At 73.6% G+C, this 19685-nt stretch carries 15 protein-coding genes; 4 read left to right on the top strand and 11 right to left on the bottom strand.

What is annotated here, in order from left to right; genetic code table 11:
• Positions 1-28: 28 nt before the first annotated feature.
• From GA0070623_RS06300 to GA0070623_RS06285, 4 genes are all read left to right on the top strand, one after another.
• Entirely contained in the window at positions 29-568 is a 540-nt protein-coding gene (locus tag GA0070623_RS06300) for a hypothetical protein (RefSeq protein WP_067313753.1), read from the top strand.
• 37 nt (positions 569-605) lie between these two features.
• A complete protein-coding gene (locus GA0070623_RS06295) occupies positions 606-1574 on the top strand; it encodes a COG1361 family protein (RefSeq protein WP_089003939.1) in 969 nt (322 codons plus the stop codon).
• Between the two features lie 65 nt (positions 1575-1639).
• Positions 1640-2260 (top strand): acyl-CoA-like ligand-binding transcription factor, encoded by a 621-nt coding sequence (locus GA0070623_RS06290; RefSeq protein WP_067313758.1) that lies wholly within the window; start codon positions 1640-1642, stop codon positions 2258-2260.
• A gap of 208 nt (positions 2261-2468) precedes the next feature.
• The gene (locus tag GA0070623_RS06285; protein ID WP_067313760.1) at positions 2469-4076 is read left to right on the top strand and encodes an FAD-dependent monooxygenase; all 1608 of its coding nucleotides are present in this window, start codon (positions 2469-2471) and stop codon (positions 4074-4076) included.
• Positions 4077-4171: 95 nt separating this feature from the next.
• On the opposite strand, the gene cysN is transcribed toward GA0070623_RS06285, so the two are convergent.
• The 11 genes from cysN to GA0070623_RS06230 all read right to left on the bottom strand — a co-directional run bounded on the left by cysN (position 4172) and on the right by GA0070623_RS06230 (position 19676).
• Entirely contained in the window at positions 4172-5476 is a 1305-nt protein-coding gene (gene cysN, locus GA0070623_RS06280; RefSeq protein WP_089003938.1) for a sulfate adenylyltransferase subunit CysN, read from the bottom strand.
• Complete coding sequence (gene cysD, locus GA0070623_RS06275) at positions 5476-6390, bottom strand: sulfate adenylyltransferase subunit CysD (RefSeq protein ID WP_089003937.1); 915 nt, start codon at positions 6388-6390, stop codon at positions 5476-5478. Before cysD ends, cysN begins: the two co-directional genes overlap by 1 nt.
• Positions 6387-7244 carry an inositol monophosphatase family protein gene (locus GA0070623_RS06270; protein WP_089003936.1) on the bottom strand — a complete coding sequence of 286 codons (858 nt, stop codon included), beginning with the start codon at positions 7242-7244 and terminating at the stop codon, positions 6387-6389. Before GA0070623_RS06270 ends, cysD begins: the two co-directional genes overlap by 4 nt.
• A 51-nt stretch (positions 7245-7295) precedes the next feature.
• On the bottom strand, positions 7296-8123 hold the full coding sequence (locus tag GA0070623_RS06265) for an ABC transporter permease (RefSeq protein WP_231932689.1): 828 nt from the start codon (positions 8121-8123) through the stop codon (positions 7296-7298).
• The gene (locus tag GA0070623_RS06260; RefSeq protein ID WP_089003935.1) at positions 8120-9292 is read right to left on the bottom strand and encodes an ABC transporter ATP-binding protein; all 1173 of its coding nucleotides are present in this window, start codon (positions 9290-9292) and stop codon (positions 8120-8122) included. Before GA0070623_RS06260 ends, GA0070623_RS06265 begins: the two co-directional genes overlap by 4 nt.
• A gap of 84 nt (positions 9293-9376) precedes the next feature.
• Positions 9377-10447 carry an extracellular catalytic domain type 1 short-chain-length polyhydroxyalkanoate depolymerase gene (locus tag GA0070623_RS06255; RefSeq protein WP_084261663.1) on the bottom strand — a complete coding sequence of 357 codons (1071 nt, stop codon included), beginning with the start codon at positions 10445-10447 and terminating at the stop codon, positions 9377-9379.
• A gap of 177 nt (positions 10448-10624) precedes the next feature.
• Complete coding sequence (locus tag GA0070623_RS06250; RefSeq protein ID WP_067315340.1) at positions 10625-12448, bottom strand: hypothetical protein; 1824 nt, start codon at positions 12446-12448, stop codon at positions 10625-10627.
• 91 nt (positions 12449-12539) lie between these two features.
• A complete protein-coding gene (locus GA0070623_RS06245; RefSeq protein ID WP_089003934.1) occupies positions 12540-13502 on the bottom strand; it encodes a sulfotransferase domain-containing protein in 963 nt (320 codons plus the stop codon).
• A gap of 26 nt (positions 13503-13528) precedes the next feature.
• The gene (locus GA0070623_RS06240; RefSeq protein WP_231932808.1) at positions 13529-14353 is read right to left on the bottom strand and encodes an alpha/beta fold hydrolase; all 825 of its coding nucleotides are present in this window, start codon (positions 14351-14353) and stop codon (positions 13529-13531) included.
• Between the two features lie 2 nt (positions 14354-14355).
• Positions 14356-14664: an acyl carrier protein gene (locus GA0070623_RS06235; protein ID WP_067315344.1), complete on the bottom strand. Its 309-nt coding sequence runs from the start codon at positions 14662-14664 to the stop codon at positions 14356-14358.
• A gap of 65 nt (positions 14665-14729) precedes the next feature.
• Positions 14730-19676: a type I polyketide synthase gene (locus tag GA0070623_RS06230; protein WP_089003933.1), complete on the bottom strand. Its 4947-nt coding sequence runs from the start codon at positions 19674-19676 to the stop codon at positions 14730-14732.
• Positions 19677-19685: the final 9 nt, after the last annotated feature.

Here is a 19685-nt window from a genome sequence, read left to right as displayed (position 1 = left end):
ACGTTGATGAGCAATTAGCGTGGCAGGCATGAAGAAGCCATTGCTCGCCCTGGCCGCCGGGGCAGCGGTGCTCGCCGTAGCATCGCCCGCCGCCGCCGCCCCGTCGGGCGACACCATCGTCACCTTCACCGTGTCGACCGCCAACCTGGACATCACCGTGCCGGCCTCGGTGAACCTGGGTGCGGCCTTCGCCGGCTCCACCCTCAGCGGCTCGCTCGGCAACGTCACGGTCACCGACAGCCGGGCGGCGCTCTCGGCGACCTGGACCGCGTCGGTCACCAGCACCGCGTTCACCACCGGCGGGGGCTCGGCCGAGGAGACCATCCTGCCCAACCTGGTGGAGTACTGGTCCGGGCCGGCGATCTCCACCACCGGCACCGGCACCTTCGTGCCCGGCCAGCCCACCTCGGCCGACGCGGTGACGCTCAACCTGCCCCGGACGGCGTTCTCCAAGACCTCCGGCAGCGGCAACAACACGGCCACCTGGAACCCCAGCCTCCGGATCACCCTGCCGCCGGCGGCCGTCGGCGGCCTCTACTCGGGGACGGTGACCCATTCGGTGGCCTGACCGACTCCGCGCCGTCGTCCTGGCCGTCACCGTCCTGGTGACCGCCGGGACACCGGCGTCCGCCGCGTCGCCGTCGCCCCCGCCGAGCCCCAGTTTCAGCGGCCCGGCCGCGGCAGTCGGCATCCGGCTGCTCGACGCCCCGGTGAACCGGCGCGACGACAGCCGGGCGCACAAGTACATCGTCGACCACGTCCATCCCGGGACGACCGTCAAGCGGCGGATCGTGGTGGAGAACGTCTCGGAGATCGAGCGGAAGATCGCCGTCTACGCGGCTGCCGCCGAGGTCGACCGCACCGGCTTCGTCTTCGCGCCCGACCGGACGCCGAACGAGCTGAGCAGCTGGATCACCGTCGACCACGACGAGGTGGAGCTGGAGCCCGACGACGAGTCGGTGCTCACGGTGACCATCGTGGTGCCGGAGAAGGCGTCCGCCGGGGAGCGGTACGCGGTCATCTGGGCCGAGGTGTCCACCACCGACGGCGCGAACGTCCGTAACGTCGGCCGGGCCGGCATCCGGGTGTACCTGTCGGTCGGGCCGGGTGGCGAACCCCCGTCCGGCTTCGAGGTGACGGGGCTCGCCGGCGACCGGGACGGGGACGGTGCGCCGGTGGTCACCGCCGAGGTGCGCAACACCGGCCGACGGGCGCTGGACCTCGCCGGCCAGCTACGCCTCACCGACGGCCCGGGGGGGCTGTCGGTCGGGCCGGTCCGCGCCGAGGCCGACACGCTCGCGCTCGGGGCCACCACCACCGTACGGGTGCAGCTGGATCCCCGGCTGCCGGACGGCCCGTGGAACGCCCGCCTCGACCTCGCCAGCGGCTGGACCCGGCGTACCGCGACGGGCTCGGTCTCCTTCAGCGGGCACCCGGCCACCGCCGCGACCAGGGCGGACCACTCCGGGCTGGTGCTCACCGGTGGCCTCGTCGCGTCCACAGCGGTGCTGCTTCTCTTCGCCGGTTTCGCCTTCCGTCGCCGGGGTCGGGCCAGTCCGGCGGTCACCGCCTGAGCTGACGGCAAAAAGTGCGTGGCACGTAATATTGCGTGCCACGCACTTTCCTGTACGCTGGTCTCGTGAGCGGACTACGGGAGCGCAAGAAGAACGCGACCAGGGCGGCGCTGAGCTGGGCTGCCATCCGCCTGACCGTGGCCCACGGCTTCGACAACGTCCTGGTGGACGACATCGCCCAGGCCGCGGGCGTGTCCCCGCGCACGTTCAACAACTACTTCTCCAGCAAGGCCGAGGCGATCGCCGCGCGGCACCTCGACCGCAGCCGGCGGACGGCACAGGCGCTGCGCGTGCGGCCGACCGGGGAACCACTCTGGACCGCGTTGATCGCGGCGGTCATGGCCCAGTTCACCCCCGGACCGGAGGTCGGGCAGTGGCCGCCGGACTCGCCCACCGAGTGGGCGGACGGCCTCCGGGTGATGCTGGCCGAGCCGGCGCTCCAGGGCGAGATGCTGCGGGCGGGCGCGCTCGCCGAGGTCGAGCTGGCCGCGGCCGTCGCCGAGCGCACCGGCACCGACCTGGAGCGTGACCTGTACCCGCACCTGGTGGCGGCCAGCGTGAACGCCGCCGTCACCGCGGCGATGCGACACTTCGTCCGCGCCGACCCGCCGGTCCCGATGGAACGGCTGCTCCCCGACGCGCTGGCCCAGCTCGCGGCGGGCCTGCCACCGCCCGCGCCGCACTGACGCGCCGCCTACCGCCTACCGCCTACCGCGCCGCATCGACGCGCCGCCTACCGCCCATCGCGCCGCATCGACGCGCCGGCTACCGCCGCCGCCCGCGCCGCGCCCGTATCCCCACCGCCGGACTCCCGGCCGTCCCACCGCTCCACCCTGCCCTGCCCACGGCCCCGCCGGTGGGTGGGTCGACCGTGCCCGAGGAAGGGAACCTGCCATGCATGACGTCGTGATCGTCGGAGCCGGCCCGAACGGCCTCCTGCTCGCCACCGAGCTGGCCCTGGCCGGGATCCGGCCGGTGGTGTGTGAACGGCTGGCCGCGCCCACCACCGAACAGCGGGCCAACGGCCTGGTCGGTCAGGTGGTCCGGATGCTCGACCGGCGTGGCCTGTACCAGCGTCTCGGCGACGACCCGGGGCCACCGCGGCCGCAGCCGGAGTTCGTCTTCGGCGCGCTGCCGTTGAACCTGAAGGCGGTGGTGGACAACCCGCTCCACCTGCTTCCGGTGCCGCAGCGCGACCTGGAGCGGGTGCTCGCCGAGCGGGCCGCCGAGCTGGGCGTGCCGGTCCGGCGCGGGTGCGAGGTGACCGGGCTGACCCAGGAGGCCGACGCCGTGCGGGTCACCCTCTCCGACGGCGCCACGCTGCGCTGCCGGTACCTCGTCGGCGCGGACGGCGGGCACAGCGTCGTCCGCCGGCTGGCCGGGATCGCCTTCCCCGGGGTGTCCACCGACCGCACGGTCTCCCGGACCGCCCAGGTCGGCCTGCCCGCGGAGCTGGTCGACCCGACGACCGGTGGTCTGGTGGTCCCCGGGTACGGCACCGTCGCACCGTTCCGGCACACCCGCACCGAACACGGTCTGATCGCGTGGGCGCCCTTCCCCGGCCGTCCACCGGGCCTGACCACCATCGAATGGCCGGAGTCGACCGCGTTCGACGGACCGCTGACCCTCGCCGAGCTGCGGGCCAGCGTGGCCCGGGTGCTCGGCGCGGACGTGCCGCTCGGTCCACCGGCCGGCGCCGGGCCGCACCTGCTACGTCGCCTGGTGGGCGGTAACACCCGGATCGCCGAACGGTACCGCGTCGGCCGGGTGCTGCTGCTCGGCGACGCCGCCCACGTGCACTCCTCGATCGGCGGCCCCGGGCTCAACCTCGGCCTGCAGGACGCGGTGAACCTCGGCTGGAAGCTGGCGGCGCGGCTGCACGGCTGGGCCCCGGACGGGCTGCTGGACTCGTACGAGGAGGAACGCCGCCCGGTGGCCCTGCGGGTGACCATGTCGACCCAGGCCCAGTCGGCGCTGATCGCCCCGGGCAGCGAGGTCACCGCGCTGCGCGTGCTCCTCGGTGAGCTGCTCGCCGAACCGGCCAACGCCGCCCGCGTCGCCGCCCTGCTGGCCGGCTCGGACGTCCGCTACGAGATGGGGGCACCGGGTGGGCCGCTGGTCGGCCGCTGGGCGCCCGACCTGGTGCTGCGTACCGACGCCGGCCCGGTCCGGCTGGCCGAGCTGACCCGGTCCGCCCGGGCGCTGCTGCTCGACCCCACCGGCGTCCTCGCCCCGCTGGCCGAACCGTGGCGGGACCGGGTCGAGGTGGTCACCGGGCCGTTCGAGGCCGACCCCGGCCCGACCGAGCGGCCCGCCGGGGCGGCCGGCGGCGGGGCGTCGACCGCGCTGCTGCTGCGTCCCGACTGCTATGTGGCCTGGCAGTCGACCGGGACCGGGCCGGACGGGGACGGGCTGCCCGCCGCCCTCACCCGCTGGTTCGGGCCACCGCGCCCCGACCGGCCCCGACGGTCGACGCCGATCGGCCCGGCGGGTCGGCCCTGACCGTCGGTCCTGGTCTGCCTGACGGTCGGTCCTGGTCGGCCCTGACGGTCGGCCCGGCGGTGGGAGCCGCCGGGCCGACCCGCGAGTGGCGGGGGTCAGTCCCGCTGGATGACCATGCCGGCGCCGACGGTGCGGTTGGTGGCCTCGTCGATGACGATGAAGCCGCCGGTGGTGCGGTTGCGGTGGTAGTCGTCCACCAGCAGGGGCACGGTGGTGCGCAGCCGGATCCGGCCGATCTCGTTGAGTTTCAGCTCACCGGCGGTCTCGTCGCGGTGCAGGGTGTTGATGTCCAGGCGGTAGTGCAGGTCGCGGACGATGGCGCGGGCGGAACGGGTGGTGTGCTTGATGGTGTACCTGCCGCCGACCTGGAGGGGCCGGGTCTCGTCCATCCAGCAGACCATCGCCTCGATGTCCTGCGAGACGGTGGGGGCGTTGTGGGGTCGGCAGATCATGTCGCCGCGGGAGATGTCGATCTCGTCGGTGAGGCGGACGGTGACCGACATCGGGGGGAACGCCTCGTCGACGGGTCCGTCGGCGGTCTCGATGGCGCTGATCCGGCTGGTGAACCCGGAGGGCAGGACCATCACCTCGTCGCCGGGCTTGAGGACGCCGGAGGCGACCTGACCGGCGTAGCCGCGGTAGTCGGTGACCGTGGTCGACTGGGGGCGGATCACGTACTGCACGGGGAACCGGACGTCGACCAGGTTGCGGTCGGAGGCGATGTGTACCCGTTCGAGGTGGTGCAGCAGGGAGGGGCCTTCGTACCAGGGCATGTTCTCCGAGCGGGTGGCGATGTTGTCGCCCTGCAACGCCGACACCGGCACCACGGTCAGGTCCGGTACGTCGAGTTTCGCGGCGAACGCGGTGAACTCGTCGGCGATCTGCTCGAAGACCTCCTGGGAGAAGTCGACCAGGTCCATCTTGTTGACGCACAGCACCAGGTGCGGCACCCGCAGCAGCGAGCACAGGAACGCGTGTCGCCGGGACTGCTCCACCAGCCCCTTCCGCGCGTCCACCAGCACCAGGGTGAGGTCGGCGGTGGAGGCGCCGGTGACCATGTTCCGGGTGTACTGGGTGTGCCCGGGGGTGTCGGCGATGATGAACTTGCGGCGGGGGGTGGCGAAGTACCGGTACGCCACGTCGATGGTGATGCCCTGCTCCCGCTCGGCCCGCAGCCCGTCGGTGAGCAACGCCAGGTTGGTGTACTCGTCGCCCCGGGCCGCGCTGACCGCCTCCACCGCCGCCAGCTGGTCGGTGAACAACGACTTCGTGTCGTAGAGCAGCCGCCCGATCAGGGTCGACTTACCGTCGTCCACGCTTCCCGCGGTGGCGAACCGCAGCAGGTCCATCGGCCGGGCCTCGGTCGGCGAACCGGCCGGTGCCAGCATGTCGGTGCTCATCAGAAGTACCCCTCCCGCTTGCGGTCCTCCATCGCGGCCTCGCTGACCCGGTCGTCGCCCCGGGTCGCCCCCCGCTCGGTGATCCGGGTGGCCGCGACCTCGTCGATCACCTTCTCCACGGTGTCCGCGTCCGAGCGGACGGCGGCGGTGCAGGAGGCGTCTCCCACCGTCCGGTACCGCACCCGCGCGGTGAACGGCTCCTCGCCCGCCCGGGGCTGGAAGAACTCGTTGACCGCGTAGAACATGCCGTCGCGTTCGACGACCTCCCGGTCGTGCGCGTAGTAGATCGACGGCAACGGCACCCGCTCCCGCGCGATGTAGTGCCAGATGTCCAACTCGGTCCAGTTCGACAACGGGAACACCCGGATCGACTCACCCGGATGATGCCGACCGTTGTACAACGACCACAACTCCGGCCGCTGGTTCTTCGGATCCCACTGCCCGAACTCGTCCCGGAACGAGAACACCCGCTCCTTCGCCCGCGCCTTCTCCTCGTCCCGCCGCGCCCCACCGAACAACGCGTCGAACCGGTGCTTCTCCACCGCGTCCAACAACACCGGCGTCTGGATCCGGTTGCGCATCCCGTCCCCGGACTCCCTGACCAGGCCCCGGTTCAGCGCCTCGGGGACGCTCGCCACGATCAGGTGCAGGTCCAGTTCGGTGACCCGCTGGTCGCGGTAGTCGAGGACCTCGGGGAAGTTGTGCCCGGTGTCGACGTGCATCACCGGGAACGGGATGTTCGCCGGAGCGAACGCCTTCTGCGCCAACCGGAGCATCACGATCGAGTCCTTGCCACCCGAGAAGAGCAGCACCGGCCGCTCCATCTCGGCGACCACCTCACGCATCACGAAGATGCTCTCCGCCTCCAGCTCGTCGAGCTGGGAGACCTGGTACGCAGCCGGTTCGCTGCTCATCGCGGGTCCTTTCCGGATGGGGGGACGGGGGAGCCGGACGGGACCGCCGTGCCGGCCAGTTGCCGCCGCAGCGCGGCGAGCAGCGGGGTGGCCAGCTCGCCGCGACAGACCAGCAGGTCCGGCAGGCGCGGATCCGCCTCGTTGTAGGTCAGTGCCGAGCCGTCGATGCGGGACGCGTGCAGCCCGGCCGCCGTGGCCACCGCCACCGGCGCGGCGGAGTCCCACTCGTACTGGCCGCCCGCGTGGATGTAGGCGTCCACCTCTCCGGTTACCACCGCGGCGATCTTCGCTCCGGCCGAGCCCATCGGCACCAGCTCGGCACCCACCTCCTCGGCCAGCTCGGCCAGGAAGGCGGGGGGACGGCTGCGGCTGGCCGCCAGGCGGATCACCCCGCCGGATCCGTCCGGCGGCGGCGTCGGCAGGTCGGTGGCCAGCACCCGGCCCTGCGCCGGCAACCCGACCGCCCCGGCCACCAGGCCGTGCGCGGTCGTCGCGTCCCGCGCCCAGAGCGCCACGTGCACCGCCCAGTCGGACCGCCCCGACTCGGAGAACTCCCGGGTGCCGTCCAACGGGTCGATGATCCACACCCGGTCGGCGGTGCGCCGGGAGACCCCGTCGCCGGTGTCGACCAGCCGGGAGTCCTCGTCCTCCTCGGACAGCACCGCGTCGGCCGGCCGCCAGCGGGCCAGCTCGGCCCGGAGGAAGTCGTGCGACGCCCGGTCACCGGCGGCCTTCAACGCGGCGGGGTCGGCGTGGCCGTGGCTGGCGCGTACCCGCAGCAGCAGCTCTCCGGCGAGCAGGGCGAGCCGGCGGGCGAGCGCCGCGTCGGATTCGGCGGGGGTGGGGTCTGCCATGGCAACTCCTGGGCCGGTCGGGTACGGGGGGCGGAACCGGGGCGGGCCTGGTCACTGGATCGCCCGGCGGTTGAAGCAGCGGACACTGACCCAGGTCAGCACGACGGCCACCCCGGTCAGCACGGTCAGGCACACCCACGCCGGCAGGTGCGGCACGCCGGGCAGCAGCGCCCCGCGCACCCCTTCCGAGACGTACGTCATCGGGTTGAGGGCGGTGACCACCTGGTACCAGGGCACCGACGACAGCCGGGGCCACGGGTAGTGGATACAGCCGGTCCAGATGATCGGGGTGAGGATCACCGAGAAGGCGACGTTGATCCGCTGCACCGGCAGGGTGGTGGCCAGGCTCATCCCGATCGCCCCGCCGATCCAGGCCCCGAGCAGCGCCACCACGAACGCCAGTGGCAGCCCGGCCGGCCGCCACGGCGCGGAACCGACCATCAGCGCGCCGAGCGGGTAGATCAGCACGGCCGCGAGCAGCCCCCGGACCGTGGCGATCACCAGCTTGCCGATCGCCACGTACCCGGTGGGCAGCGGCGCCATCAGCCGGTCCTCGATCTCCATGGTGAAGCCGAACTCCTTCACCAGCGGCAGGGCCACGCTCTGCAACGCGGTGGTGAGGGCGGCCAGCGCGATGATGCCGGGCAGGAACACATCGGCGAAGCCACGCCCGACGAGCCCCTGGCTGCCGAGGACGGTGTTGAAGACGAAGAGCATGAACAGCGGGGTCAGCCCGACCTGCACCAGGATGATCCAGAGTTCCCGGCCGGTGACCATCAGGTCGCGGCGCAGCACCGCGGCGAACACCCGCCCGGTCCCGGGGCGGGAGCGTGGCTGGTGCGTCGGGAGCAGCGGGGTGGGGGTGTCGAGTGCGGTCACCGCGGTTGCCTTCCGGTGAGTTCGATGAAGACGTCCTCCAGGCTGGGTTCGCCGATGTCGACCGCGTTGATCTGCGCCGACCGGGCGGCCAGCGCGGTCACCACCGGGCCGAGCAGCGCGGCCGGGTCGCCCGCCAGGTGCAGGCGGATGCGCAGCCGGCCGCGACCGCCGTTGCCCGCCGCCCCGCCGCGCCCGAGCAGGCCCGCGCCGGCCAGGGCGGCCAGCCGGCCCGCGCCGGGACGGCCACCGCCGGCCCCGGCGGCGAGCGCGGCCAGCATGCCGGCGCCACCCGCGCCGGCCCCGGCCAGCCCGGTCCCGCCGCCGCCCGGCCGCCACCCGGCCGGCACGGTCGGGGTCGCCACCCGCTCCGCCTTGCGGACGCCGGTCAGCTCGCCGAGCGCGGCGCAGAGCGTGTCCGGATCGTCCCCACCGGCCGGGGTGACCGTGAGGTCGAGCAGCGCGTCGCCGGCCAGGCCCCGGACCAGGTTGGTCGGGGTGTCCAGGGTGAGCAACCGGCCGTGGTCGACGATGCCGACCCGGTCGACCACCCGGGCCGCCTCGTTCATCGCGTGGGTGGTCAGCACGATCGCCACCCCCCGCTGGCGCAGCTCGCGGAGCTGCCCCCAGATCAGCAGGCGGGTCTGCGGGTCGAGGGCGTTGGTCGGCTCGTCGAGGAAGAGCACCGCCGGCTCGTGGGCCAGCGCGCGGGCGATCATCAGCCGCTGCGCCATTCCGCCCGAGTACGCCTCGATCTTCCGGTCGGCCCGGTCGGTGAGACCGAACCGTTCCAGCAGCTCCGCGGCGCGCTCCTGCGCGTCCCGCCGCCGTACCCCGTGGTAGGTGGCGTGGTAGACGAGGTTCTGCCGGGGGGTCAGCGCCCGGTCCAGGTTGTTGTGCTGGGGGACCACGGCCAGTTGGGCCCGGGCGGCGGCCGGATCCCGGCCGACGTCGACCCCGCCGACCACCGCCCGGCCGCCGGTGGCCCGCAGCCGGGTGGTCAGGATGCCGACGGTGGTGGACTTGCCGGCGCCGTTCGGCCCGAACAGCCCGAAGATCTCGCCCGGCGCGACGGTGAACGACAGCCCGTCGACCGCGTTGGTGTCGGCCCGGGGGTAACGCTTGACGAGATCGTCGACCTCGACCACTGCCGGCCCGTCTCTGCTGGGCATCTCAACTCCTGTCCTGGGTGCGGGTGCCGCGGTGCCGGCGGCGGGCGACGGTGCCGGTGAGCCGGCGGCGGGCGACGGTGCCGGTCAGCCGCCGGCGGGCTGGGGGTGGGCGGCGAAGAACCGCCAGATCGTGTCGGTGGCGTTCAGCGCGGTGGAGGGGGGATCGAGGTTGAGCAGCTTCTCCGCCCGGGGCGGGTTGGGCCGTCCGCCGGGCCACTGGTGTCCCGCGTCGGCAACGGTGATCAGCTCGACGGCGCGGCCCTGGGCACAGCTCGCCGTGGCCCGGGTGACCGGGCCGTCCGTGGTCACCGTCGGGGCGCCGCAGGAGTCGATGGACCGCCAGCGGGCCGCCAGCTCGGGGGTGGGCGGGCCGTCGATCTTCACCGGGTTGCGGCCGGTGCCGTTGTTGTCCCGGCGGCCGGGGCCGCCGCCGTAGGGCATGGTCTGGTCCTGGCGGCCGTGGATGTGCAGCACCGAGACCGGTTTCGGGGCGGGGCACTGCCCGGTCAGGGTGCTGGCCACCGCGCCGATCGCGGCGAACGTCGTGGTGTCGCAGACCAGCTTGTACGCCAGCAGCCCGCCGTTGGAGATCCCGGTGACGTACCGGCGGGCCGGGTCGACCGGTAGTTGCCGGCCGACGGTGGCGACCAGTTCGGTGATGAAGGCGACGTCGTCGACGCCGTCCCGGGCGGGTGCGCCGCAGCACTGTGGACCGACCGCCCAGGCCCGGTTCAGCCCGTCCGGGAACAGCACCAGGAAGCCGCCCCGGTCGGCCTGTCCGGTCCAGCCGTACGCCTGCTCGGCCTGCTCGCCGGTGCCGGCCGCGCCGTGCAGCATCACCACCAGGGGGACCGGCTTGGTGAGGTCGGCCGAGGTGGGCCGGTAGAGCCGGTAGGTACGCTTCCGACCGTCCACCGTGAGGTCGTGGGTGGAGCTGCCGACGGGGACGTCCGGTGCCGGCCGGGCGTCGCCGGTGGCCGGGGCGCTGGCCGCCGGTTCGGACCCCGCGCCGCCGGGCGCGGCGTCCCGGCGCTCGGGAGTGCACCCGGCCAGGGAGGTCAGGGCGACGAGCAGGGCGAGCGTTCCCGCGAGCCGGCCCGCCGGCTGGCGGCGGCGCCGCCCTACTTCATCACGAAATACGGTAAAAGGCATCATAATTATACTTTCGCCCGGGAATGTTCGAGGAACGTCAGGGACGCGCCAGGATTCGGCAAACCGGCACGGAGCGCCCGCCTCCCGGCCCGCCGGCCGGAGGACACCCCACACCGGTCCCACGGGGAGTGGGGTCGCCGGCCCGGAGACGGCGCTGTCACCGGGCCGGCGACCCGAAACTCAGTAGCCGCCCCGCAGCCGGATCAGCTCCCAGCCGCCCTCGGGAACGTCGTCGCTCGGGTTGGCCCGCAGGTTCATCGGGTTGGCCATGCCCAGGTAGAGGGTGGCCCCGTCGGCGACCATGTTGCGGATGCCGTAGTTCAGGTAGTTGCCCAACCCGGTGTTGTTCACCGTCGTCGCCGGTTTGGTCGGCGACGGGAACGCGTACAGGTCACCGCCGTAGACCGCCTCGGGCAGCGCGCTGGAGCGCGACCCGGTCGCGTCCATCGGCGCCCGGGCCAGGTCGTCGGCGAGCGCCGGCGACAGGCCCAGCTCGGCGGCGGTCTCCTTGCCCAGCTGCTTGGCCAGGTAGCTCCAGTCCATCGTGCCGACGTACAGCTTCCCCCCGGCCACCACCATCTTCCAGGTGTAGTTGTTGTACGGGTTGCCGAAACCGGGCGGCCCGAACTTCGGCGTCTGGTGCGTCGACTGCAACGCCCACGCGCCGGCTCCGCCGTTCGCCGCCGGGTCGTACGCCGGCAGCTCGGCCGCGCCGTACAGCAGCTCGACCTTCTCGAAGTGGGAGCCGAAGTTGCGCCCCCGGTAGATGCTGATCGACCGCTGGGTGTTCTGGATGGTGGCCTGGGCCGCCGCGTCGTCCGCCGGCGGGTACGTCGTCATGTGCAGGGTGGTCGCCTTCATCGGCACGTGCATGGTGCCCCAGTAGAGGAACCCGCCGTAGGAGGCCAGACCGCCCAGGGCGTAGGCGCGGGCGATCACCGGGTCCGGCTCGTAGGACGACGCGGTCCACACCTGCTGCCAGCCGTCGGCGTCCTCCGGGTTGAGCCCCGGCGCACCCGACGCCAGCAGCGGGCTCATCCAGACCGCGGCGATGCTCGTGGTCGGCTCGGCGGCACCGGCCGTCGGCCCGGCCAGCTCGGCGTCCGAACCCGGCCAGGTGGTGACGAAGATCCGTCCCTGGTGGACGGTGAGGTCGGCGGCCTGCGCGGGCAGGTTCGCCACCACCGTGAAGGCGAACGGGTCGGACTTGCTCCCCGTCCACCGCAGCACGTTGCCGCGCTCACCGCCGTTGGCCCCGACACCCACCCCGGCGTACAGCGCGTCGCCGGCCACCGTGAAGTGCCGGATGTTGCCGTACATCGGGAAGTTGCGCGAGCCGAGGAAGGCCCCGGTGTCGGTGTCGAAGGCGAACAGGTTGACGCTGGTGCCCAGCGCCGGGCCGCCCAGCAGGGCCACCCCGTTGAAGTTGCCGGCCGCCCGGATGCCCGCGGTGGTCTGCAACCGGTTCGCGTCCTCCGGCGAGGCCGCCTTCACCAGGTCGGTCTTCTCGGTCAGCTTGTTGGCGCGGGTGTCATAGGTGTAGAGGCGCGGCTGGCGGTGGTCACCGAGGATCGCCGGCAGCTGCGGGTTGCGCTTGGCGACCTGGCTCTCGCCGTACTCGCAGACCCAGTCGTCGTTGACCGTCGGCGTGGTGTTGCGCAATGCCCGTCCGCTGGTCAGACAGTTGACGTTCGCTCCGGTGCCGAACCACAGCGTCTTGCCGGCCCGGGTCATCCCCCACAGGTACGCCTGGTTGACCTTGGCCTGGCCGGTGGCGCACGGCGGGCCGGCCGGGTACGGCAGGCCGATCCCGGCGAAACACTCGTCCGGCTGGGCCTTGGCGAGCAGTTGCGGGCTGCCCTGTTGCGTGCCGGCCACACTGGCCGCGTCGGCGGCGTCCAGCGGCACGCCGAGCGCCGCCGAGGGCACCGCCAACACCGACCCGAGTCCGAGTACGGCGACGACGGTCGACAACCGTCGCGCGGAGATCCGGAGTGGATTCACCAACTATCTCTCTTTCCGAAGGAAGGGGGACACCCGTCCCGGGCCCCGCCGATGGCCGGACCCGGGACGGGCAGGGACACACAGGGACCGTTCAGACGGCGGCGGGCAGCTTCCGGGGTGCCGGGGCGACCACCCGCGGCGCCATCCGCTCGGCCCATCCGGACGGATCGGGGAAGTCCAGGAACGTGCCGAGACCGGTCAACTCGGCCACCGGGTCGGCGACCAGATCCTCGTACGACATCCGCAGCAGGTGCGTCGGGGGCACGTCCCGCAGCGCCTGGTCGGCCTGGCTGCTCATGAACGCGCACAACCCGAGGTAGCGGCGCAGGTCCTGGCCGCGCTCGCGCAGCGCGTCGGGGGTCAGCCGGTCCGGCAGGTACGGCTGGAGGGCCTCCGGCACCGCCGTGTCGTCCTCGATCCGGAACGGGTCCAGGCCGCACTTGCCGAGGAACTCCACCCGCAGCTGCAGGAGCTGGAACGACGAGTGCCGGCTCATCGACCGGGCGGTGTCCTCCCAGCTCCGGGTCAGGTAGACGATCTTGCAGTCCGGGAAGCCCCGCAGCAGGTAGGGCGCCACGTGGCTGGAGCCGCCGGAGCGTTCCACCCACCGGGTCTTGCCGGTCAGCACGGCGAGCAGGTCCAGGAAGTCGCGGTGGTGCTGGGTCACGGGCTGGTCGGGGAACTGCGGCACCCGCTCGGCGAGCTGGTCGAACAGCGCGTCCGGATCGGCGGTGAGCTTGGACAGGGTGATCGCCAGGATCCGGGGCAGCTCGGTCAGCCGGTCGGCCCAGCGGCCGGTCGCCGGGTAGCGGACCTCCTTCGGCGGCAGCCCGATCCGGAACAGCGTGGCCAGCTCCGCCTTGGGGCTGGCCAGCACCCCCCAGTACTCGGCACCGCTGATCACCTCGGCGCTGCGGGCCCACGGCGCCACCGACATGAAGAACTCCTGGGCACTCAGGGTGCCCGGCTCCTCGTGGATCAGGTCGGACAACAGCGTGGATCCGCACCGGCCGTTGCTGATGATGATCGACCGGCCGGTGATCGGGGTGTCCATCGGAAGACCTCCTGCGTGTCGCGTCGTCATGCGGTGGTGGGTTGGGAGACGTCGAGCGAGCAGTCCTCGGCGAGCCAGGTGAAGACCAACCGGCGGATCTCCTCGGGCCGGTCGATCAGCACCGTGTGTTTCTGGTCGGGCAGGACCGCGACCCGGGTCTGCGGCAGCAGCCCGCGGACCGCCGGGGCCAGCTCCATCACCGCCGAGTCGCCGCCGTAGAGGCAGAGCACCGGGCAGCCGATCGCGGCCAGCGCCTCGGTGGTCGGCAGCGGGCTCGCCGGCAGCTCCTGCGCCAGGCTGGTGTCGGTGAGCATACGACCGGTCTCGGCGGCCCGTTGGGCAGCGACGCGCCCGCGCCGGGCACCGATCTCGGTGACCGTCTCCGCCCGGGGCAGCCGGGCGGCGACCCGGGCGAGCCGCTGCCGCACCCGGCCCATCCACTCCGGGATCGGCGGGGCGGACTCCACGGTCACGATGCCGGCCACCCGGTCCGGGTGCCGGGCGGCGTAACCGAACGCGATGGTCCCGCCGAACGAGTTGCCCAGCAGCAGCAGCGGACCGTCGACCTCCAGCGCCGCCAGCAGCCCCGCCAGGTCGTCGACGAAGTCGCCCAGGGCGTACCCGGTGGCCGGGCGCTCGCTGCGCCCGTGACCGCGCAGGTCGTACAGGACGGTCGGGAAACCGGCCCGGGACAGCGGCTCGGCCAGGGTGAAGTACCAGCTCGCCATGGTGTCCGAGGCCATCCCGTGGATCAGCACGGCGGTCGGCGTCGGCCCGGTCCGGCCGTCGACGGCCGGACCGGGGGGATCGAGCCGCTGCGTGTGCAGGGTGATCCCGTTCGCCCGGACCATGGTCACCGGCTGCCCGCCCCGACCTCGTCGGCCTGCGCCAGCGACTCGGCGATGTGCTCCACGAGCTGCCCGACCTTGAGTTCCCGGACGGTCTCCAGGTCCAGCTTGGCGACGAAGTGGGCGAAGTTGACGGTGTCGCCGTAGCGGGACTGGAGCCGGCCGGCGAGCGCGATGACGTCGATGCTCTCCATCCCCAGGTCGGCGGAGAACGAGGTGTCCATCGTGACCACCTGGTCGTCCGCGAAGTCACCCAGCACGGCGTGGATCATCTCGGTGAGTTCGGCGAGGATGGTGTCCTGGGCCGCAGGCATGGTCGTTGCTCCTTCGGTTTCTGCTGATCGGATGGGAGGGAGTGCGGTGTGCGCCGGGTGCCGGTTCACGGCCGGGAGACCCCCGGCGGGGTGCTGGGTGCCGGCTCCGGCCCCCAGGTCCAGGCGACCACGTACCGGCGCGGCGGCAGATCCTCGGGGTTGGCCACGTCCCGGCAGCCGACCCGGTACGCCCGTCCGCCGATCTCGACGGTCAACCCGGCGTCGGTGGCCGAGTACACCCGGAACCGGCGGGGTGAGCCGTCGAGCCCGGTGCCCTCGGCCTTGGCGACCGCCTCCTTCGCGGCCCAGAACCGGGTGAACCACAGCCGCCGGGCGTCGGCGTCCTGACCCGCCAGGGAGGACAGCAGGGTCAGCTCGGTGGCGGTGAGGGCGAACGTGAAGGTGCTCTCGGGATGGTCGGTGACCTCGGCGACGTCGATGCCGACGCCGGGGCTGCCGGCCGTCGCGTCCGCCGGCCGCCGCCGGGCGATCGCCACGCCGATCTCGGCGCAGTGCGCCAGCGAGACGTCGCAGTCACCGAGCCCGCGGCCGGGCCGCCCGCGTACCCACGGCCGCCCGTCCGGGTCGTTGCCGACGGTCAGCTCGATCGGGTAGATGTCGGTGTGGCCGTCCTCCCACAGCCGGGCGCGTACCGCGTCCTTCGCCGCGATCCGGCCCAGCATCCACTGCTTGCGGGTCTTCGCCGGCTGCCGCTCGTACTCCGCGTAGCCGGCGCCGCCGAGGATGCCCCGGGCCGCCATGCCCCGGGTGACCAGGTCGGTCCAGCAGTCGAACGCCATCGTCCAGCCCTCGGGCTGCAACAGCGACATCGGGTGCCGTTCCGGGAACCGTTCCGCCACCCGGGCCTGCGGGTGACTGTCGAACCGGCGGTCCACCGCCCCCTCGATCTCCGACCACACCCGACCCTGGTAGCTGAGCTGGGTGTCGGCGACGAGCTTGCCGTCGTCGATGAGGCGGACCCGGGCGACGCACTCGAACGCCCGGCCGGCCGGGGGCGGCGGCCCGTAGAACCGCACCTGACCGAGCCCCACCGGCAGCGCGACCGTCCGGAACGGCTGGGTGGTGATCAACCAGTTGCCGATGAGCTGGAGCGCGTTGTCCAGCAGCGCACCGGGCGGCACCGGCGCGGTGACCACGCCACGGACGTGCATGTCGCCCAGCGCGTGCACGTCGGTGACGCCCTGGAACTGCGGACCGTGGAACATCAACCGTTCCGCGTACATCTCGGCGGCGCCGAGGGTGGGCGGTCGTTCGGTGGCCGGGTCGTGGGTCCAGACCGGCGGCGGCGTCGGGTACCCGGTGCCGACCTCGATCGTCGCCCGTGCGTAGCCGGCGAAGGCGACCGCGTACCTGTTCGGGCCGGCGGTCCGGACCACGATCTCCACGTCGGTGGCCGGCTCGGCGATCAGCCACTTGTTGAACTTGGCATCGTGCACGGCCACCACCGGGACGCCGGGCACCAGCTGCTCCACCGCCTCCATCATGTGCGCGACCAGGGCCGTCGCCGGCACCACCGGCCACCGGTCCTCCGGGTCCGGCCAGTCGTCGGGCTGCACGAAGAAGCAGTGGTCCAGCAGGTACGGCATGGTCTCCAGGGAGATCCGCCGGGTGATCCGCCCGACCTCCGTGCCGGCCCCGGCGACCGCCGGGCGGGCCGGGGCGGCCGGCGTCACGGGCCGCTGCGCCACCGGCGCGACGGCGGGCGGCCGTACGGCCGGTGCGACGGACGGCCCCGCGACCGTGGGGGGTGCGGTCCGGGCCGGCGTCGCGGTGCCGTTGCCACCGGTCGTCGGCGTCCCGACCGCGGGTCGGTTCCGGGTGTTCTCCCGCAGCAGGGCGGCGAACTCCGCTGCCGCGCTGGACTCGCCAGCGAGGCCCTGCAACGCGTCCAGCGCGGTGCCGGGCCGGGCCGGGTCGCCCTGCCCACCGGGCCGTCCGGCCGCCTGCGCGACCGGCACCGGCCGGGCGGCGGGTGGCGGCGCGGCGGCCGGTCGGGTGGCGGCCGGTGGCGCGGCAGCCGGTCGGGTGGCGGGTGGCGGCGCGGCGGCCGGCGGCGGCGTCGGGGCCGCTCCGTTCGTCGTCTTCCCGTTCGTCGGTGCCGTCCCGGTCGACCGGGACGCTCCGTTCGTCGGGGCCGTCCCGGTCGTCGGCGCTCCGTTCGGCGTCGGCGTTCCGTCCGTCGTCGTGGTCACGCCGAGCAGTCCGGCCGCGTCCGCACCGAGGCGGACCAGCGGCCCGCCGAGGTCGAGCTTGATGCGGGGGCCACGCCGGCCGGTGCCGGGCTTCGCCGGGCCGGTGGCGGTGGGCGTCGCCGGGGCCGGGCCGCCGGTCGTGGCCGCCGCCGGGGGACGGCCCACGGTGTCCAGCGCGGACAGGTCCGGCGTGCCGCCCTCCACCCACAGCGCGGTGGCGACCCGGCGGAGCTGGTTCAGCCCGCTGCGGTGCGCGGTGTTCACCGGCATCGCCAGGTGGTCACGCCCGCGCAGGTTGTCGCCGATCAGCGAGGCGAGCTGCCCGGCACCGACCTGGAGGAACACCCGGAACCCGGCGTCGTACATCGCCTCGACGGTCTGCCGGAACCAGACCGGCTCCATCATGTGCCGGACGAAGATCCGGTTGACCGACTCCTCGTCGGCGGGGAACGGCGCGTGCAGGGTCGCCGACCAGACCGGCATCCGGGTCGGGTGCACCTCCCACCGGCCCAGGGCGGCGCCGATCGAGGTGAGCCCGTCGGCGAAGGCGGGAGTGTGGAAAGCCGACCGGAACGGCAGCTTCTGGCACAGGATGTTGCGGGTGCGCAACGCCTCCACCAGCCGGTCCACCTGCGACTCCGGGCCGTTGACCACCGACTGCGCCGGGGCGTTGTCGTGCGAGAGGACCACCCCGGGGTAGTCGCCGAGCAGCGGCGTCACCCGGTCCGCGCCGGCCCCGACGGCGGCGAAGACGTACCCGGAGACCTCCACCGAGTCGGCGTTGAACAGGTCGAGGAACTCGTCCATCGCGGCGGTGCTGACCTGGCCGCTGACCGCGGCGGCGGTCCACTCGCCGATGCTGTGCCCGGCGACCGCGTCGGGGCGTACCCGGATCCGGGCCAGCGCCTCGTCGAGCAGCTTGCCCACCTCGATCAGGCCGGCGCCGTGCCGGCCCAGGTCGGCGGCGGACCACTCGCGGTCCGGCAGGCCGAAGTGGGCGGCCAGGTCGGCGGTACGCGGGGAGAACTCCGCCTCCAGGCCGGGGAAGACGAAGGCGAGCTTGCCCGCCCCCGGGCCGAGCAGCGGTCGGGGGCTGAACCAGATGTCCCGCCCACCCCGCCACGCCTGCCCCCGGTCGACCGACTTGCGGGCCACCGCGAGCAGCTTGTCCGTCGGGTTGACGATGCCCAGCCGGGCCGGCCCGGGGGAGTCCCCGCCGGAGCGGGCGGCCAGCTCGACGCCGAGCCGGCGTACCTCGTGGTCGTCGCGGGCCAGCAGGTCGGCGAGCCCGGCCGGGTCCGCCGCGGCCAGCCAGAGCACCTGGTCCGGCTCGTCGACCACGGCCCGGCCGGCGGCCGGGGCGGTCGGCGCGACCACCGGCTCGCCCACCGACACGGGGGCCTGCTCGATGATCAGGTGGGCGTTGATCCCGCCGAAGCCGAACGCGTTGACCCCGGCCCGGCGCGGACCGTCGCTCTCCCACGGCTGGGCGGTGGCGATCGGGGCGAACCGGGTCGCCGCCATCTCCCTGCGCGGCGTCTCGCAGTGCAGGGTGGGCGGGAGCACCCCCCGGTGCACCGCGAGCGCGGCCTTGATCAGGCCGGCCACCCCGGCCGCCGGCATGGTGTGCCCGATCATCGACTTCACCGAGCCGATCACCGGGCGGGGACCACCGGTGTACGGGCCGAACACCTCGGCCACCGTGGTCAGCTCGGCGGCGTCCCCGGTCGGGGTGCCGGTGCCGTGCGCCTCCAGCAGCCCCAGCGCGTCCGGTGCGGTCGGGTCGAGTCCGGCGGACTCCCAGGCCCGCCGGATCGCCAGCACCTGGCCGGAGACCGCCGGGTTGAACATGCTGGCCGACTTGCCGTCGCTGGACACCCCGCTGCCCCGGATCACCGCGTAGACCCGGTCACCGTCGCGGACCGCGTCGGCGTACCGCTTGAGCACCACCACGCCGGTGCCCTCGCCGATCAGCAGCCCGTCGGCGGCGGCGTCGAACGGCCGGATCTCCCCCTGCCGGGACAGCGCCCGGAGCTGGTTGAACACCGACCAGAAGCTGATGTCGTGCACGTGGTGCACGCCACCGGCGAGCACCGCGTCCAGCCGTCCGCTGACCAGCTCGGTGATGCCCTGGTCGACGGCGATCAACGAGGAGGCGCAGGCGGCGTCGATGGTGTACGCGGGACCGCGCAGGTCGAGCCGGTTGGCCACCCGGGAAGCGGCCAGGTTCGGCACCAGGCCGATCGTCCCCTCCGGCTGGTACGGCCCGAGCCGCTCGTCGAACTTCTTGCGCAGCAGCTCCAGCCGGGCCGGGTCGACGTCGGGGATCAGCTCCCGCAGGATGCTGACGACCTGGCTGGACATCCGCACCCGCTGGGCGTAACGGGCCTGCGCGGGGCTGAGGATGCCGCCCCGGCCGAGGATCACACCGATCCGGTCGCGGGCCGGCAGCCGGTCGCCGCCGCCCGCGTCGTCGATGGCCGCGGCGGCCACCTCCAGGGTGATCAGCTGGTCCGGTTCGATGTCCCCGACGGAGGCGGGCATCACCCCGAAGCGCAGCGGCTCGAAGGTGGCGTACTCGTCGACGAACCCGCCGCGCCGGCAGTACATCCGGTCGGCCCGGTGGGACTGCTCCGGGTCGTAGAACTCCTCGTCCCAGCGGTGCGCGGGGACGTCGGTGATCGCGTCGACCCCGCCGATCAGGTTGCGCCAGTAGCTTTCCAGGTCACCGGCGGAGGGCATCAGGGCGGCCATCCCGACGATCGCGATCTGGCCGGGCGCAGCGGCGCCGTTGTTCATCGGTTCCTC

Source organism: Micromonospora rifamycinica (assembly GCF_900090265.1).
In the GTDB taxonomy this organism is placed as follows: domain Bacteria; phylum Actinomycetota; class Actinomycetes; order Mycobacteriales; family Micromonosporaceae; genus Micromonospora; species Micromonospora rifamycinica.
This window is presented reverse-complemented; position numbering and strand designations above follow the sequence as displayed.

What these genes read in the sequence shown, in the direction of transcription:
- GA0070623_RS06270 (WP_089003936.1), bottom strand. Translation starts at nt 7,244, where the DNA reads ATGGCAGACCCCACCCCCGCCGAATCCGACGCGGCGCTCGCCCGCCGG.
- GA0070623_RS06300 (WP_067313753.1), top strand. Translation starts at nt 29, where the DNA reads ATGAAGAAGCCATTGCTCGCCCTGGCCGCCGGGGCAGCGGTGCTCGCC.
- GA0070623_RS06255 (WP_084261663.1), bottom strand. Translation starts at nt 10,447, where the DNA reads ATGATGCCTTTTACCGTATTTCGTGATGAAGTAGGGCGGCGCCGCCGC.
- cysN (WP_089003938.1), bottom strand. Translation starts at nt 5,476, where the DNA reads ATGAGCACCGACATGCTGGCACCGGCCGGTTCGCCGACCGAGGCCCGG.
- GA0070623_RS06260 (WP_089003935.1), bottom strand. Translation starts at nt 9,292, where the DNA reads ATGCCCAGCAGAGACGGGCCGGCAGTGGTCGAGGTCGACGATCTCGTC.
- cysD (WP_089003937.1), bottom strand. Translation starts at nt 6,390, where the DNA reads ATGAGCAGCGAACCGGCTGCGTACCAGGTCTCCCAGCTCGACGAGCTG.
- GA0070623_RS06285 (WP_067313760.1), top strand. Translation starts at nt 2,469, where the DNA reads ATGCATGACGTCGTGATCGTCGGAGCCGGCCCGAACGGCCTCCTGCTC.
- GA0070623_RS06235 (WP_067315344.1), bottom strand. Translation starts at nt 14,664, where the DNA reads ATGCCTGCGGCCCAGGACACCATCCTCGCCGAACTCACCGAGATGATC.
- GA0070623_RS06240 (WP_231932808.1), bottom strand. Translation starts at nt 14,353, where the DNA reads ATGGTCCGGGCGAACGGGATCACCCTGCACACGCAGCGGCTCGATCCC.
- GA0070623_RS06230 (WP_089003933.1), bottom strand. Translation starts at nt 19,676, where the DNA reads ATGAACAACGGCGCCGCTGCGCCCGGCCAGATCGCGATCGTCGGGATG.
- GA0070623_RS06245 (WP_089003934.1), bottom strand. Translation starts at nt 13,502, where the DNA reads ATGGACACCCCGATCACCGGCCGGTCGATCATCATCAGCAACGGCCGG.